The 15,115-nt window shown below is 54.9% G+C and carries 20 protein-coding genes and 1 tRNA gene; 15 read left to right on the top strand and 6 right to left on the bottom strand.

Annotated elements, in window-relative coordinates; all coding sequences use genetic code 11:
• Positions 1 to 332 precede the first annotated feature (332 nt).
• The 4 genes from G7Y50_RS03875 (at position 333) to G7Y50_RS03860 (ending at position 3,629) form a co-directional block, all read left to right on the top strand.
• Positions 333 to 812, top strand: a complete 480-nt coding sequence (locus tag G7Y50_RS03875) for a universal stress protein (protein WP_165052425.1) — start codon at positions 333 to 335, stop codon at positions 810 to 812.
• A 323-nt stretch (positions 813 to 1,135) separates the two neighbouring features.
• A tRNA-Met gene (locus G7Y50_RS03870) sits at positions 1,136 to 1,212 on the top strand.
• Positions 1,213 to 1,416: 204 nt separating this feature from the next.
• A complete protein-coding gene (locus G7Y50_RS03865) occupies positions 1,417 to 2,538 on the top strand; it encodes an adenine-specific methyltransferase EcoRI family protein (protein WP_165052416.1) in 1,122 nt (373 codons plus the stop codon).
• 8 nt (positions 2,539 to 2,546) lie between these two features.
• On the top strand, positions 2,547 to 3,629 hold the full coding sequence (locus G7Y50_RS03860) for a DUF262 domain-containing protein (RefSeq protein ID WP_165052407.1): 1,083 nt from the start codon (positions 2,547 to 2,549) through the stop codon (positions 3,627 to 3,629).
• Positions 3,630 to 3,631: 2 nt separating this feature from the next.
• Here the strand turns inward: G7Y50_RS03860 and G7Y50_RS03855 are convergent, their stop codons facing one another.
• The 3 genes from G7Y50_RS03855 to G7Y50_RS03845 all read right to left on the bottom strand — a co-directional run bounded on the left by G7Y50_RS03855 (position 3,632) and on the right by G7Y50_RS03845 (position 4,926).
• Complete coding sequence (locus G7Y50_RS03855; RefSeq protein ID WP_165052396.1) at positions 3,632 to 3,991, bottom strand: hypothetical protein; 360 nt, start codon at positions 3,989 to 3,991, stop codon at positions 3,632 to 3,634.
• Positions 3,992 to 4,193: 202 nt separating this feature from the next.
• Positions 4,194 to 4,514 (bottom strand): hypothetical protein, encoded by a 321-nt coding sequence (locus G7Y50_RS03850; RefSeq protein WP_165052391.1) that lies wholly within the window; start codon positions 4,512 to 4,514, stop codon positions 4,194 to 4,196.
• A gap of 79 nt (positions 4,515 to 4,593) precedes the next feature.
• Positions 4,594 to 4,926, bottom strand: coding sequence for a hypothetical protein (locus G7Y50_RS03845; protein ID WP_165052382.1), 333 nt, complete (start codon positions 4,924 to 4,926; stop codon positions 4,594 to 4,596).
• A 194-nt stretch (positions 4,927 to 5,120) separates the two neighbouring features.
• On the opposite strand from G7Y50_RS03845, the gene G7Y50_RS03840 reads away from it, so the two are divergent.
• The 4 genes from G7Y50_RS03840 (at position 5,121) to G7Y50_RS03825 (ending at position 6,625) form a co-directional block, all read left to right on the top strand.
• Positions 5,121 to 5,444, top strand: a complete 324-nt coding sequence (locus tag G7Y50_RS03840; protein ID WP_165052373.1) for a hypothetical protein — start codon at positions 5,121 to 5,123, stop codon at positions 5,442 to 5,444.
• Between the two features lie 52 nt (positions 5,445 to 5,496).
• Positions 5,497 to 5,685, top strand: coding sequence for a hypothetical protein (locus tag G7Y50_RS03835; RefSeq protein ID WP_165052365.1), 189 nt, complete (start codon positions 5,497 to 5,499; stop codon positions 5,683 to 5,685).
• 50 nt (positions 5,686 to 5,735) lie between these two features.
• Positions 5,736 to 6,224 (top strand): hypothetical protein, encoded by a 489-nt coding sequence (locus tag G7Y50_RS03830; protein ID WP_165056936.1) that lies wholly within the window; start codon positions 5,736 to 5,738, stop codon positions 6,222 to 6,224.
• 71 nt (positions 6,225 to 6,295) lie between these two features.
• Complete coding sequence (locus tag G7Y50_RS03825) at positions 6,296 to 6,625, top strand: hypothetical protein (RefSeq protein ID WP_165052342.1); 330 nt, start codon at positions 6,296 to 6,298, stop codon at positions 6,623 to 6,625.
• A 110-nt stretch (positions 6,626 to 6,735) separates the two neighbouring features.
• On the opposite strand, the gene G7Y50_RS03820 is transcribed toward G7Y50_RS03825, so the two are convergent.
• Positions 6,736 to 7,125, bottom strand: a complete 390-nt coding sequence (locus G7Y50_RS03820) for a hypothetical protein (RefSeq protein WP_165052331.1) — start codon at positions 7,123 to 7,125, stop codon at positions 6,736 to 6,738.
• A gap of 236 nt (positions 7,126 to 7,361) precedes the next feature.
• On the opposite strand from G7Y50_RS03820, the gene G7Y50_RS03815 reads away from it, so the two are divergent.
• The 5 genes from G7Y50_RS03815 to G7Y50_RS03795 all read left to right on the top strand — a co-directional run bounded on the left by G7Y50_RS03815 (position 7,362) and on the right by G7Y50_RS03795 (position 10,339).
• On the top strand, positions 7,362 to 7,691 hold the full coding sequence (locus G7Y50_RS03815; protein ID WP_165052322.1) for a hypothetical protein: 330 nt from the start codon (positions 7,362 to 7,364) through the stop codon (positions 7,689 to 7,691).
• A gap of 4 nt (positions 7,692 to 7,695) precedes the next feature.
• Entirely contained in the window at positions 7,696 to 9,045 is a 1,350-nt protein-coding gene (locus G7Y50_RS03810) for an FtsK/SpoIIIE domain-containing protein (protein WP_165052316.1), read from the top strand.
• Positions 9,002 to 9,172: a Trp family transcriptional regulator gene (locus G7Y50_RS03805; RefSeq protein ID WP_165052305.1), complete on the top strand. Its 171-nt coding sequence runs from the start codon at positions 9,002 to 9,004 to the stop codon at positions 9,170 to 9,172. Before G7Y50_RS03810 ends, G7Y50_RS03805 begins: the two co-directional genes overlap by 44 nt.
• Positions 9,173 to 9,176: 4 nt before the next feature.
• Positions 9,177 to 9,374, top strand: a complete 198-nt coding sequence (locus tag G7Y50_RS03800) for a hypothetical protein (RefSeq protein WP_165052295.1) — start codon at positions 9,177 to 9,179, stop codon at positions 9,372 to 9,374.
• A 92-nt stretch (positions 9,375 to 9,466) separates the two neighbouring features.
• The gene (locus G7Y50_RS03795) at positions 9,467 to 10,339 is read left to right on the top strand and encodes a hypothetical protein (RefSeq protein ID WP_165052290.1); all 873 of its coding nucleotides are present in this window, start codon (positions 9,467 to 9,469) and stop codon (positions 10,337 to 10,339) included.
• Between the two features lie 63 nt (positions 10,340 to 10,402).
• Here G7Y50_RS03795 and G7Y50_RS03790 read toward each other — a convergent pair whose 3' ends face one another.
• A complete protein-coding gene (locus G7Y50_RS03790) occupies positions 10,403 to 11,866 on the bottom strand; it encodes a tyrosine-type recombinase/integrase (protein WP_165052282.1) in 1,464 nt (487 codons plus the stop codon).
• Between the two features lie 330 nt (positions 11,867 to 12,196).
• On the opposite strand from G7Y50_RS03790, the gene G7Y50_RS03785 reads away from it, so the two are divergent.
• Positions 12,197 to 12,538, top strand: a complete 342-nt coding sequence (locus tag G7Y50_RS03785) for a DUF5674 family protein (protein WP_165052590.1) — start codon at positions 12,197 to 12,199, stop codon at positions 12,536 to 12,538.
• Positions 12,531 to 12,893, top strand: coding sequence for a hypothetical protein (locus G7Y50_RS03780; protein WP_165052258.1), 363 nt, complete (start codon positions 12,531 to 12,533; stop codon positions 12,891 to 12,893). The genes G7Y50_RS03785 and G7Y50_RS03780 overlap by 8 nt, the downstream gene beginning before the upstream one ends.
• 1,084 nt (positions 12,894 to 13,977) lie before the next feature.
• Here the strand turns inward: G7Y50_RS03780 and G7Y50_RS03775 are convergent.
• Positions 13,978 to 14,988 (bottom strand): DUF3644 domain-containing protein, encoded by a 1,011-nt coding sequence (locus G7Y50_RS03775; protein WP_165052240.1) that lies wholly within the window; start codon positions 14,986 to 14,988, stop codon positions 13,978 to 13,980.
• Positions 14,989 to 15,115: the final 127 nt, after the last annotated feature.

Below are 15,115 nucleotides of genomic sequence, written 5' to 3'. Positions count from 1 at the left end.
CTCGGGTCGTGCTTTGTAGCTGCGGCTCGCGTGTGGCGGATCCGCAGGTGCGGTGCGCAGCATGGCGGCGGCGTGCGGCAAGTGCGTGCCATGTCGCGGTGTGGTCCACGCATGCCGGTTGCGCGCGGCGGTCGCGCCAGGCGAGCCAGCAAGCATGGTAGCACGGCCGCGCGCGCGTCGCGAGGCGGCACGCGCCTCCGCGCGTGCGAAACGGCGGCGAAACTTCACAAGCGGCTGGATTGGGGCTATCATCGAGGGGACAGCGAGGCGCAGGGCCGCCTTCGCTCAAGGTGACGCGCGCCTTCCGACGCGCGCAGTGAAAGGGGTATGCCATGCTGTACAAGAAGATTCTCGTTCCCTTCGATGGCTCCGAGCCGGCGAAGAACGCGCTGACGGTTGCCAAGAAGATGATCGCCGATGACGCCGAGGCGACGCTGTGCGTGTTGTCGGTGGTGCCCGCGAACGCCATCGCCGCGGAGCTCGAGTCACCCACCAACCCGGTGGCGGGCACGCCGCTGCTGTTCCCCGACGTCGACTCCTACGAGCGCGTGATCGCCAACGCGAAGATGCGCGCCGAGGAGCGCCTGCGCGAAGGCGTCGGCGACGCGCTCGACGGCGCGTGCTTCGACGTGCGGTACTGCGTCACCATCGCAGGCAAGACGGCCGAGGGCATCGTCGACTTCGCGGAGGAACAGCAAGCCGAGATCATCGTGATGGGGCGCCGCGGCCTCGGCGCGCTGCGCGGCATGCTCGGCTCGGTCAGCTACGCCGTGCTCCACGAGGCCGACATCCCCGTGCTCACGGTGAAGTAGCGCGCGCGTGCGTTGAAGTGCAGCGCGTGAGCGCGCGGGCGCGGGCAGCATAGACGCGCAGGCGTTGGCGCATGCGGATGTGCGCGGTGTGGTTGGGCCTGCAGCCTAGCTCAGCGTGGTTTGGCCTAGTGTGTGCTGACATGCGAGCGAGCACGTGTGCTGGTATGTGAGTGCGTGCGTTGGCGCGCAGCGTGTGCGCCGACATGCGAGTGCGAGTGCGGCCTGTCGTGCTTGTGAAGAAACGGTGGAGCGCAAATTTGCCTCTTGCGCAATTCGCCAGAGCGAGTAACATATATCCTTGCCTTTTGAAAGGCACCAGATGATGCGGGGTGGAGCAGTCTGGTAGCTCGCCGGGCTCATAACCCGGAGGTCGTTGGTTCAAATCCAGCCCCCGCGACCAAGAAGACCAGGTCGGACAGTGTTTTTGTCCGACCTGTTTTGCGTTTTGGGGCGAAATTGCCCCAAATAGTTCATTTTGGGGCGAAAATGGGGCGAGATTTATCGTCTGTGCCAAAATGCCCATTTCAGCCATTTATAATATGACCTGTGAAAGTCTGTGTTGTGAAGCCATCGGTTCATAACATTGGAGTATACGAGGTGAACTATGGCAAAAAATCAAGCCCTATCCAATGCGGCAAAAGCAAAAAAAGACGAGTTCTATACTCAACTCGTTGATATAGAAAAGGAGATGAAGTATTACAGGGATTACTTCAAAGGAAAGACAGTCTTTCTTAACTGTGATGACCCCTATGAGAGCAACTTCTTCAAATACTTCGCAATGAACTTCAATCGCCTGGGATTGAAGAAACTTATATCGACTTGCTACGCTGGTTCACCGGTCGCTCAAACGCAATTGTCTTTGTTTGACGACATATCCTCCACGGGGGGGGGCAGTTCCAAGCAACCTTATAAGATAGAGATTACAGAGGTAAGCGACGAGAACAACGACGGCAAGATAGATTTATCCGATGTTGAATACCTCATAAAGAACAAGAAGAATGCCCTCACGGTTTTAGAGGGCGATGGGGATTTCCGTAGCCCTGAATGCGTGGCGCTACTTGACGAAGCAGATGTCGTTATTACCAACCCGCCTTTTTCGTTGTTCAGAAAATATTTGGCTCAACTCGTCGAGCACGAAAAAGACTTCATCATTTTAGGCAATCAAAACGCCATTACTTACAAAGAGGTTTTTCCTCTTATAATGAACAACAAGATTTGGCTGGGAGCAAGTATTCACAGCGGCGATAGGGAGTTTAGAGTTCCCAACGACTACCCTCTCAATGCTGCTGGTTGTCGTGTTGACGAAGACGGGAATAAATACATAAGAGTAAAAGGCATTCGCTGGTTTACCAATGTGGACTACAAGCAACGACACGAACCGCTTATTCTTGTAGAAGAATATACTCCCGAAAAGTACTTTTGCTATGAAAACTACGACGCAATAAATGTAGATAAGACGCTTGATATACCTGTTGACTACGATGGCGTGATGGGCGTTCCAATCACCTTTTTGGATAAATATGACCCTGACCAGTTTGAGATTGTTGGAGCAAGTCTGTTTGACGCAAAGCCAATCAAAGATTGCGTTGATGATAGTGAGAGATTCCAAACAGGCGGGTTGTCGTTTTATACACGGAAACTGACCGATGAAGACAAGAGAAAAGGCTTTACTCTACACAGAGAGTATTTCCGCATTCTTGTTCGCATTCTGTGCCCAGAAAAGTAGGGACGGCAATGAAGATAACTCTACACGAGACGACGGTAGGCGAGGTCTATCAAGGTTATATTAACGACGACGAAGAGGGAGTGTATGCTCTCAACGGCAAACTCTCAATCCGTCCCAAGTATCAGCGTGAGTTCGTCTATGACGACGCAAAGAGGAACGCCGTCATAGACACCATCACAAAGGGCTTTCCCCTCAATGTGATGTATTGGGTGAAGACCGACGGCGGCTATTATGAGGTCCTGGACGGTCAGCAGAGGACCATCAGTTTCTGTGAATACCTCGACGGGAACTTCACCGTTGACTATCGGGGGTTTCACAACCTCACGGCTGACGAGCAGAAGCAGATACTTGACTATCCCCTCACCATCTACATCTGTGAGGGCAAGGACAGCGAGAAGTTGGACTGGTTTCGCACCATCAACATCGCCGGCGAGAAGTTGACCGACCAAGAGTTGAGGAACGCCGTCTATGCGGGGGAGTGGCTTACCGACGCAAAGCGGTATTTCTCCAAGACTAACTGTGTGGCGTATCGCAAGGGCAAGGACTACTTGACGGGCAGCCCCATTCGGCAAGACTACCTACAGACTGTCCTCAAATGGATAAGCAACAACAACATCGAGGAATATATGGCTCGACACCAGCACGATGGCAACGCCGGCGTTGAGTGGGCGTATTACCAAAGGGTCATCGACTGGGTGAGAGCGACATTTCCGAACTACCGCAGGGAAATGAAGGGTCTCGACTGGGGCGGTCTGTATGCCGCCCACAAGGACGAGGTTTTGAACCCAACGGAGTTGGAGCAGCGGATAAAAGACCTGATGATTGACGACGACATTACCAACAAGAAGGGCATATACGCCTATGTCCTCGACGGAGACGAGCGCCATCTCAACATTCGTGCTTTCACTGACAAGATGAAGCGTGAAGCATACGAGAGGCAAGATGGCGTGTGTCCGTCTTGCGGAGGTCATTTCTCCATAGAGCAGATGGAGGGAGACCACATAACTCCGTGGTCGGAGGGCGGCGCAACGACCGCCGACAACTGCCAAATGCTCTGTAGGGACTGTAATCGCAGGAAGGGCGGCAAGTAGTCCTACCGCTCTCTTCTTCCCCAGACAACTTCTTCTGCTTCTCGGAGATAGCCTTTGACGCTGTCCACGCTGTCATACCAAGTGATGTTGAAGCGTGCCTTTTTGATTGCCTCCGTGATAGCGCATACGGGGCAGGGGCTGCTGGATAGTTGCTCGCAGCCGCAGTCCCCTGTTTCCGTTGCGACCGACCATTCTCCCGTTCCGTTGTCCCGCTCGAAAAACACACGACCTGTTGTGTAGGGGAGAAGTTCGGGGACATACATTTCCCAATGCTTGTCGTAGAAAACCGGCTCATCGCTCACTATCGGCATATAGCCAAGAGCGTAGGTGGTCATATCGTGGGGTTGTTCTATGGGCTTCATTCCTCGTATCCTTTCGAATTCTCGCAGAGCGCTTCGCCCTGCCTTGACGGTCTACTTCAAAGCCGTTGATGATGGCTCGGTGAATGTCTACGAGGTCTTCCATTGGACGCTCTGCCTGTATCAAGTCGGCATTGTCGTCTGACCTCAAGACGCTGGGAGGCTTGTCCCTTGCCCTTGCGTCGTGCTTCTTCATCGGAAACACCTACCTTATGGGATTGGGGGCAATGACGCAGCCGCCGTTGCCCCCTATGCTCGTGAAGAGGTATTCGTCGGTTTCTGTGTCGTGCCAGTTAACCCAGTCGGGGCTTCCGAAGCGACGGCGCACCTCGCCCCTCGTCATCTGCCGGAGTCGGCAGTCCCACCCGCAAGAGTTGATGAGGGCGAGAACCGCTTCCGCCAATCCCCGGTCGACCGTTTCGAGGTAGTCAACCTTTCCCGTTTCGGGGTTCGTCCCGAAGACGCACCAACGAAGTTCGTTTTCGTCATACGGCTTGGCATTGAGTGCTCTTTGAACTATGCTCATCGTGCTAATCCTTCCTTGAGTCGGATTGGCGTTTACATTTGGGAGAGCGGCTTTGCTTTGAGCGGCTGCCGCTCTCTTTTCAGAAGACCCCGGCGACATAGCCGCCGCTTTCGGTTTCCAACAGGACGGTTCGGTCTCGGAGTTTTTGAACGAGGTCTTCAAATGCGCCGTCCGGCTCGCCGTATTCCTCTTCGAGTAGATACTCGTAGTTGCTGAACAGTTCGCCATTAGAGCCGTATTCGCGCCACGAACAGGCAAAACCTACGACATCAAACAGGGTGTCAATGTCGTTGTCTTCGTAGAAGCCAACGACTGCCTCTAAACCCGACCTTGAGAACTTGTGCTCGTAGCCGGCTCTGTCTTCAAAGAAGCACTCCATATCCCTTGCGTCCATTCTTTTGTAAATCAACATTCCAATCACCTCCTTACAGTTCGATGTCTCAAAATGACATCTTCATAATACAGGTCGTAAATACAAGTGTCAATACAATATAATATACATAATATATTGAATACAATATATTGTAATGAAAAATGATTTATGCTATATTTACCAGGTGATATATAAAATATTGTAATGTGTGGGATTTGTGAAGGAGTTCGTATATGGGCAAGATTGACGAACTGGACCAGACGGCGCGAGGGACGGCGGCTACGGTTATGGTCAGTATCCGTATGCCTGTGGGCGTGAAGAAAAAGGTAGAAGAGCGGGCAAAGGCTAACGGGGTGAGCCAAACCGACTACATCGTAGAAGCGATAAACGAGGGGGTTAGTCTTCGCCATATGCTTCACGCAGTCGAGGGGACATTGCGCAAAGACCCCCCGCCGTTCTCCGACGAGGATTGGAAGCCGAGCAGGGGCGAGTGTATGACCTTCATACAGAACGCCGTCCAAGAGGCTATAAACGAGAAACTAAAGGCGCTGGAATAGACCAAGAGCCGACGGTTTCTTTCGACGACAATCACGGCAAGGAGGCAGCGGAATGATATACGATGACAGCCGAGAGGGCGTGTGCCCGAAGTGCGGAGGACGGGTAGAGCGGGACTACGAGCCTTGCGATGTCGACGGAGACAGCGTTGTATACCAGGCAGAGTGCTCGGATTGCGGGTGGACCGGGACGGACCAGAGAGCAGCCGTGTTCACCTGCTATTTCGACGACATTGGCGATTGACGGCACGGATTGGGCTGGCGGGAGCGATACCGCCGGTCCTTGGGGTCAGCGTGGTAGCGAAGATGAAACTCACCTTGTACAAAGACGGACATAGCAGAATCCCAAACTCCAACGGCTATGCCATAGGAGAGCAGAGGCGGGAAAGCGCTTGCTCCTATTGCGAGGGCGCTTATGACGAGGGCGAGCGGGAGGGCATATGCGGCAACCGAGAGCCGCTCGTGCCGATATACGACCTCGTTCAGCGCTGGTCGGACGATGACGAGCCTCTTGGAGACCTGACCGTGAGAGCGTTCAGGTTGGAATATGGCGGCAAGACAAAGATGTTCAGCGTCTATCGTCAGTTGAGCAAAGGCGGCGATTACCAGAACTACTCCGATGTGAGGGGTCTTGTCGACTTCATATGCGAAAACGAAGACCGGATAAACAAAGCGGTGGAACGCATAGAGGAGCAGGCGAAGAGGCTGATTGAGGACATCGGGGCTGCTGCCGAGACGGGAAAGCAATCCGCTTTAGACAAGGCGCTGGGGGACGGCTTGTAGCGGCATTCCCAAAACCAGCGACGACTGAACGAAACTCCTATACAGGACACCGACTGTATAGGAGTTTTCTTATGGCGCTACACACCACGATTGACCGCTACGCATTCGAGCGGGGCTTCAAGGATATGGGCAGGGACTACTACTCGACCGCTGGCTACGACTACCTCTACGAGACATTGGACGAGTTGGACGCAGAGTTCGATGTCATAGCCGTCTGTTGCGACTTCACCGAATACGACGACGGGGAAGCGCTGCTATACGACTATGGTTATCTCCTTGACGAGCGGGGCGAGACCTTCGACGACCAGGAGGAGAAGATTGAGGCGCTGGTGGACGAGTTGGAATACAGGACCTCGATTACCCGCTTGGAGAACGGCGGCTATATGCTTCTCGTGTTCTGACTTTGGTGTAGAGCAGGGAAAAAGCAAAAGCACCGACGGTAGGAGCAATACGCCCCGTGCCGGTGCTTTGATGTTGTTATTATAACATCAAATTCACTATGGCATAACCCCTACTTGATGACGATTACCTCACGCTTCTTGTTTACGAAGATGAGCCGCTTCATAGCCTTGAACTGAACAGCCCATTTCTCAAGTTCCCTCTGTATCTGGTTGTCGTTCAGGTTCTTTATCCTCTGGCTGTCGTAGATTACATTCGGGGACTGGTGTATCGCCTGGCGCAGCGTCTTCTGTATCTTCGGCAGCCTGTTGCTTATGGGGGACTTCATCTCCCAGAGAATGCCGTCGATGACCACATCCGGGGTGCGAACATACTCGTCATCGCTCCTTTTGATGAAGAGGACGACGAAGCCGGCGTTAGCCAACGCCTGGGCTGTCCTACGCTCGTGCTCCCAGACATCTATGCCGGATTTGATGATTATTTCGCCTGTCTTATCGCTCATACGCTTATTCTACCCCGCCTCCCCGCATAGGCAAGGGGACTCTCGCCGGCAGAAGGAGGCAATGGGCTTCGGACTGGCGTTCGTGCGATTGGGGAGGACCTGAAAGGAGCGCTTCGCTGTCGTCCTCGCTCAAACCTGAAACCAAAATCCGACCATTCGTGCGAAAGCGCTTTCGGACCATAAACTCAAAAAGCGAGCAGGGAATAAGCCCTGCCACGATTGGAAGGAATACTACGATGAACAGGGTATTCGTTGACCAGAGCGGGTTTGATTATATCCGCTACCTATCCGCAGAGCCACGAGTGAGGTATGTTGACGGCGAAGCGACGAACGAGCAGGACAGGGACGAGAACGGCACGCCGCTCTACGGCGTCGTGTGCCTCGCCAAGCAGAAGGGGGCGACGAAGCCCGAGACCATCACGGTGAAGATTGCCCTTCCCCAAGAGCCGCAGATACCGGAGTTCTCCCCTGTCGGCTTCGTTGGATTGACCGCCCTCGCCTACAACAGCGGCAACCGAGCCCAACTTGCGTTCTCCGCAGAGAAGATGGGCAAGATGAAGGAGTAGGGCTATGGAGTGGGTTGAGGACCACTTGCGCCTCTCCGTCCTCCTGCTCTTCTCTATCGTTGGCGGCGTATCGCTTCTCTTCGGGCTATACGCCGTCGCCATCGCTCCCCTTTGGCTGTCGCTCGGCATTATCTACTACTCGGTCAGACACCCCGAAAGCGAGGTGTCCATACAGCAAGACGAGAGGGACAGGCACAGGAAGCGCCTGAAGGAGCAGTTCTCGGAGTGCTTGCGAGAGGGCGGCATAGAGCCGCAGGACGAGGAGCAGTTCGACTGCCTGAACGACAACCCCATACGCTTCGTCTACCACCCGATGAGGTATGGCTCGACGAAGGAGAGGTTGGAGCGTATCGTCGAGGCGAGCCTGCCCGCATTCAAGGCAGTCAGGGCAGATGTCGAGCGCCTTCCCCCGAACGAAGAGGGCTTCTTCGGCTACGAGGTCGTCTTCTACACCGAGACCGAGATTGCGACGCTTACGGCTATGAGCGTCCTCTTCGACGACTTGAGGGAAGAGCCGACGAGGGAGAGGATACCGATAGGGCTGTATGCCACCGGCGAGACCGCCTATATGACCCTCGACGGCGTTGTGGGCGGAATGATAGCGGGGCAGTCCCGCAGCGGGAAGTCGGCTGCCACCTCGTCTTTCATAGCAATGCTCTCCCGGCTGGAGAACGAGCGCCTGATAGTCTGCTCGAACAAGATAATGGACTTCAGGGCATACGAGGACAGGGCGGAACTACACGACGACCCGGTAGATGTCCTCAATGTCGTAAACTCGCTGAACGATGAAGCGGAGAGGCGCAAAGCCTACTGCCTGGAGCACGGGCTGAAGAAGATTGAGCAGTTCTCCGACGACCTTCCCCACATAACGCTGATTATCGACGAATACGCCATCTTGCGAACCTCGGTAGTGGAAGACCCGGACGGCAAGAAGCCCCGCAAGGTCGGGGACGAGGTCGACAGGGCGGTCTTCAGGGCGGCGAGCAGGAACGCAGCATACGGAATGAGCATATTCCTCATCACCCAGCGTTTTATGTCGGGTCTCGTCGACACCACAACCCGCTCTCTTTTGACCTCGAACCTGCTGGGGTTCAGCAGCGGGGACGCAAGGAGCGACGAAATGCTCTTCGACACGAGGGCGGACGAAGCGCCGAGTTGTGAGATACCCATCTCGTCAAAAGGGGTCGGCTACATCTTTTGCGAGGGGCATATGGAGAAGCCCCGCCTGTTCAAGGCGGCATACATAGACGAGAGGACGGAAAAGAGGATTGCCGAGGAGACAAGGCATTTGAGACCGAAGGACACCGACTATGGAAAAGAAGAGAGACTACCTATACAGACACGAGGTGGATAAGCAGGTAAAGAGGGAGGCGATTGCCAAGGCAATCAACGAAGGAAAGACATACAGGGAGATAGAGCAGGAGTTGAGCACCAGCAGCGCCACCATCTCCGCCGTGAAAAGGCTTATGAAGGGAGCGTAGGACTATGGAATACCTGGCAGGGGCGATAGCCCTGATACTGCTTCTGTGGGCTTGCTCTGGAGGCAAGAGGACACCACCAAAATACAGCATTGTTGAAACCGCAGACGATAGATATTGCGAGGTCGTAGACAACGACACCGGAAGGGTCGAGTTCGTTGGGGCGAAAGAGCAGTGCGAGAACTGGATTGAAAGCCATAGATAGGCTTCTTGGAGCGGTTGCGCAGGGCGGCGAAGCCAAGTCCGAAGCAAGCCGCTCCCTTTACTTGATTACCTACACAGATTGCGCCGTTTCAAATGGAAGACACGCTATACACCACATTTGAGCGACAGGGGAACATAACGATAATCACCCAAACGACGAAAGCGAACAAAACCTGTAGGGCGAAGAAGATTTCAGCGAACGAGTATGTGAACCTTACGACCGGCGAGATATGCGAATACGGGGAGAGAAGCGTCAACCGTTCCCAATGCCATCGCTCCCTGTTGAGGACCTTCGCCACCATCAGGGGCATAGTCAACGCCAACTCGGCTGACCCTGGGAAGGTGCGGTTCATCACGCTCACCTACGCCGAGCCGCAGGACGACACGGAACGACTCTACAAGGACTTCTCCGCATTTTGGAAGAGGTTCGTCAGGTGGAGTTCAAAGAACGGCTTTGAGAAGCCCGAATACCTCGTCGTGTGCGAGCCGAACGCCCCGAGCGAGACGCCGGACGGGAAGCAGCGCTTCCATTTCCATCTGCTTCTCTTCTACCGGGGCAAAGCCCCGTTCCTTCCCAACGACGACATTGGGCGGATATGGCGGCACGGCTTTACGAAGGTCTCCAAGGTCGACGATGTGGACAACCTTGGGGCATACCTTTCAGCCTATCTGTCCGATGTGCTCGTCGATGACGGTTGCGGGGACGATGTGAAGGAAGTCAACGGGGAGAAGAAAGCGGTCATCAAGGGCGGGAGGCTTCACCTATACCCTGCCGGCTTCAACATCTACCGTTGCTCACGAGGCGTGAAGAGACCCACCAAACGCCAAATGAGCGAGCGGGAGGCGAATGCTTATAGGAAGTCCCATAAGCAGACCTTCTCGTCTTCCAAGACGGTTAGAAACGACAAGGCGGGATTTGAGACCACCGTGTTCAAGGAGTGGTTCAACGAGTCGGGCGACGGGTAGCGAGCGCCTTTCGCATTCTCACTTCTCCCTGCTGTCCATCGCTGTCCTTCCCAGAAATGGTTGTTAGCGAACAGCCATTTTCATATTACAGTCCTTACAGAGCAGTTGGAAGTTTCCGGTTGTCTGAATGCCGTCTTTGGACAAAGAGGTAATAAAGCCCCCGACCATCTCACTCTTTTCAAAACGCTTGCCGCATTCGGCGCATTTGCCGTGCTGGCGCTTGTAAGCCCTTTCCATAGCGCCTATTCTGTCCTCCTTGAACCTTTTCTCGTCTTTTGCCACCTGGTCTTCTTTGCGCTTTGGCTCGCTTCCGCTCTCCCTCATATCATCGAGCAGGTTGGCGGCATTGCGGACATTCTCGTCTATCTCGTGAACATATCCCGCCGTCGTGTTTATGTTGGTGTGCCTCATAATCGTCTGTGCCGTCTTCAGGTCGGCATTGCCCACCAGTTCGGTTGCCATAGTGTGCCGCAACTCGTGTAGGCGATAGCCCTTATAGCCGGTCTTGTGGTATCGCTTGCGTCCCTTGCTGTCCCAACTCACCCTTATCTCGGTGTATTCTCCCAACCCGTGTTCTACGAACCAATCACGCCGCCATTTGTCAAAGTTCGCCGCTTGTAGTTGCTTGCCGTTGTTGTTCCGGCACACGGGGCTTTCCTTCGGCACACGCCCGCCTCTGTAGAACTGCCTCGAGGTCTTTTCCTTCCAACGGCGAAGATAGCGAACGAGACCGTCTCCGATGGGTATGACCCCGCTTCCCCCGAACTTCGGGGGTGCGTATTCGCCCTTCGAGGTCAGTTGGCGTGTGAGGTTTATCGTCTTCTTTTTGAAGTCGATGTCTCCCCATTGAAGTCCCAAGCACTCTCCGCGCCTGAAACCAGTTGAGAACGCTATGCGAACCACGACGGTCTTGCCCGTAATGTCTTCGCTTTCCAATGCCTCTATCAGGCGTTGCTGGTCTTCCCGTGTGAGGGCTTTCCGCTTGTCCTTGATGTCTCTCTTTATGTTCTCGACCGCTCCGCTCGGGTTGTGTTTGATTTCCCTCCGAACTTCGGCGTGCTTCAGCACCTGCTTCACCAGTTTCAGCAGTTTGTCCTGCCTGTCATTTGACCGTCCCAGCCTCTTGTTCTCCTTTTTGAAGTTGTCGAGGTCGTTCTCGTCAATCTCCTTGAGTTCTATCCTTGCGAGGGCTGTTTCGTCTATTTGCCTGATGTAGAGTTCTTCGACTTCCAAAGTTCCGATGGCTCTTTCGCCCATCTCGACCCTGTCTTCGTGCCATCGTTTCAGATAATCCCCGAAGGTGATGTTGGTTATGTTCCTGTAATCGTTTATCTCGTCTTCGAGTTCCCTTCGGTAGTTCTCCGCCTCTTTGCGAGCAGCACCGATACTCCTCACTTGGAGTTTTCGCCTGGGGCTTTTGCTCTCCGGCAGTCCGTGATGTGGGGGAATGCGAAACCTCACGGAATAGCCGCCCCTTTTGAGTTTTCGTATCTCCGGGTCGGTAAGTATCTCTATCCGTCTGCTCATTTTGCCGCTCCGATTTGGTCATATTTATCAACGACCTTATTTTATCAAAAATGGGGCGAACAAAGGAGATATTGGGGCGAAAATGGGGCGAACAATATAACATAGCCTCCCAGGTAGGCGATTTGACAAACCCCAGTTCATACAATATATTTGTACCATTATAATGAAGCCGACGACTACAATAATACGACTTTATTTTATCTCATAACCCGGAGGTCGTAGGTTCAAATCCTGCCCCCGCGACCAAAGACTTCAGGGCTGGGAGCCTTTTTGCTCCCAGCCTTTTTATACAACGAGCTCGTTTTTATGCCTGATTTTCAGGAGGTCTTCATGAAGCTCGCTGAAGCCATCACGATCGAGGAACTTCGCCTAATGGCGCAAAGCATGTACGACGAGCTTGTGAAAGCTGTTGTCGATGTCGAGGAGGGTCTGCTGGTCGTCGATGCGCCTATGCATGTTGACGAGGAGCAGTTCCTGCTTGAGCGGGGGTCCCTTCAGGAGAATCTCTGGGGCATCAATCTCTATCCTGACGATTATGGAACGGACGACTTCGTGGAGTTCGACTCCATGATCAACATACGGCCTGCTCAGAATAACAGGTCGCGCGGCGTTGACGACGAAGCGCTTCAGGTGCGCATTCGCGACATCGTGGATGGCGTCGTCAATGGCTAGCTATCAGGTTGACCGGGGGGCTTGGGGCCGCTATACCATCTTCGAGCAGATGGGCAACATCGGCTCCGAGGTGGGTCGCGCGATCAAGGCGCATAGGTCGGGTAATGATAAGCGGAGGCAAGGCGCGATGGATCGGGCCTTCGACCTCTTTGACGCTACCGTGGAGTGCCTTGCTGATCGACAGTCGCCCCGCCTGCGAGAGGTCTTGCTTGCTCGGGAAGAGTTCGCGCGCTTATTCTCTGACGGGGCCTTTGACGAAGACGCTGACGCTCTTGAGCGCTATTTCGCAAGCTTCGCCATAGCTGCTCGCAAGGGAACGAGCGAAGATCATGATCGGGAGGAGCAGCGTGAGTGAAGAGCCGAAGCGCTGTCTCTTTGAGTTACCCATTCGGCAGTCAAAGAAGATTAGACAGTCTGCTTGGGAGTTCTTCGGAACCTCTTCGGAGCCCTTCGGGGCTTCGTTGGCGTCAATCGGCGTGCTGCCAGCCGCAGTGCCCTCCGAGCGATGAAGGAGGCGCGAACGCCGCGCCTGGACTGGGTGACCGAGAATGGCGCCTTCGTCTTGTCGCAGGTCGCTTCGACGTGTTTCAGGCGTTTCGCGTTCCGCTTCAGCTGCTCGGCGATTTGTGCGGGCTCGGTCTTGCATGCTTCGACTTCAACAACACCGGGCACGTCAAGACGGCTACGAAGGTGCCGAGCGACAACTCCGCACTGATGCGAAGCGTCAGGAGGCACGAGAATGCACCGGAAGTAGCCCCTCTGCTGGCTGACCATCATCTATCCGGTATCTAGATCGAAGCCCTTGACGTATGTCAGGCGCAACGGCGCACGAGCTCTCTGGGGACGGCCTGTGGGTCGTCCCCTTCTGTCTGGCCCTGGGATCCGTCACGGCCGTCTCGCTTTTGAGGACCGTCGAGAGCATCGCCACGCCCTGCTCGCTATATGCGTAAGGCGGCGTTCGCCTGCTACCGCGTCTCCCCGGTTTTGCTCTTCTAATTTGGAAGAGCAAAGAAGTCCATATTGAAGCAGTCCTGCACTTTGGCAACCGCGGCCTTCTTGGTGTCGGGGCCGATGTCTGAGTAGATGCTAGGTCATCGGCTTGTTACATGGCTTCTTTTTCCTTGGGACAGCTTCTTGGGGACTTGGGGTAATTTGGGGGCAGAGTAAACTTCAAGGGTTCGGCACCAGCAACCAACTAAACAGCGAAAACTGTCAAGGTGTGGACGAACGGGCCGAGGAAGAGCGCTAACGAGCAGCTGGCCGCTTATGGAGATGAGGATGACAATACTTCAGCAAGGGTTCTAAAGTGCGATTCTGCGTGGTAGAATCCTGCTACAGTGAAGCCGACTTGGGTGGAATAAAGCTGGGTTCCCGAATGGGGGTAGGCATCTTCGGATCGCTTAGAATTCCCTTGCTCCTGGGGTCGGCTTTCCTGCTGCTTAGCGGCTCTTCTTCTCCCTTGACTTACGCTTGGATAGCTCGACGCGCATGCTGTCAATGACATACTCGGGGTCTCGTCTAATCTCTTGGAGCATTAGATCGATGGCCTGCTGCGAGTACCCCCAGCTGGGCTGCTCGTCGCTGAGGGACAGGTTGTATGAATATGCGTCGTTGCCCTTCATGTTATAGAAGTCGACGAACACGCCAAAATGGAACGTGTTGAACTCCTTCGGCTTCCCCTTAACTAGAAGAGTGATGCCTTCCTTGCCGAGTTTGCGTCTGATGAAGCCCGCGCCCCTCTTCGTACGGTATGTGTACTTGTTGATGGGGTCCGTGAGCGAGTGAAGGATGGACACCGCCGCGTCTGCGTCATTCGCGAGGCGAACAGGGATGCCCTCGCCCTTCTTCTTGGTGAGACGTAGCTCTGTGGCGTAGCCGATGCCCGCACCACTTGGACGACTCGCGACGATCGAGGAGCCGAGCTCAAGCATCTTCTCCACCACTTCGCGCGGGTAGCGTGCCTTGATGACGTCGTAGTCCACGTCACCCCGGCGCACCGACAGCGCCAGGTAGTTCTCGGGGATGCGGTCGCTGATCTCGATGCCGTGGAGCTCGCGCAGCTTCTTCTCGTAGAACTTCACGCACTCCTGCAATATGGGGCCGTAGAACAGCTCGTACTCGTCGGTGACGAAGTGGGTGCTGGTGTTGCGAAACTCGCCCACGACCTCCATGTTGAGGCGCAGCGGGTCGTTCTCGTTGGTAAATACCTTCTTCAGGCAGTCCGAGAGCGAGAGCGTGCGGTCGCTGCCTGGGTAGTATGCGGCCTCGTAGCCCATCGTGCGGATGATGTACGCCTTCAGCATGAGCTCCCACGCGTTGCACAGGAAGAAGCAGCACCCCTCTGCGTGGTAGCGGATCGTGGGGCGGTTGTAGAGCTCTACGGCGAGCAGGAATGCCTCCTGGGACTTGTCGAGCAGGCGCTCGCAGGTCGTGGTCTCGACTTCGTTCATGGTGCCCTTTCTGTGGCCGGGCTAACATTATCTCACTGCCGGTGCTGCCTCGCTATAGGTAGGCGCAAATCGCGTTGTGCGGGACCAGGCGGTCCGAGTGGGTCCTAGTAGGTTTAAGTAGCAAAGG

This window comes from Adlercreutzia sp. ZJ176, from assembly GCF_011038975.1.
In the GTDB taxonomy this organism is placed as follows: domain Bacteria; phylum Actinomycetota; class Coriobacteriia; order Coriobacteriales; family Eggerthellaceae; genus CAAEEV01.
The sequence above is the reverse complement of the archived record's forward strand: the minus strand, read 5'-3'. Positions and strand labels throughout refer to the sequence as shown.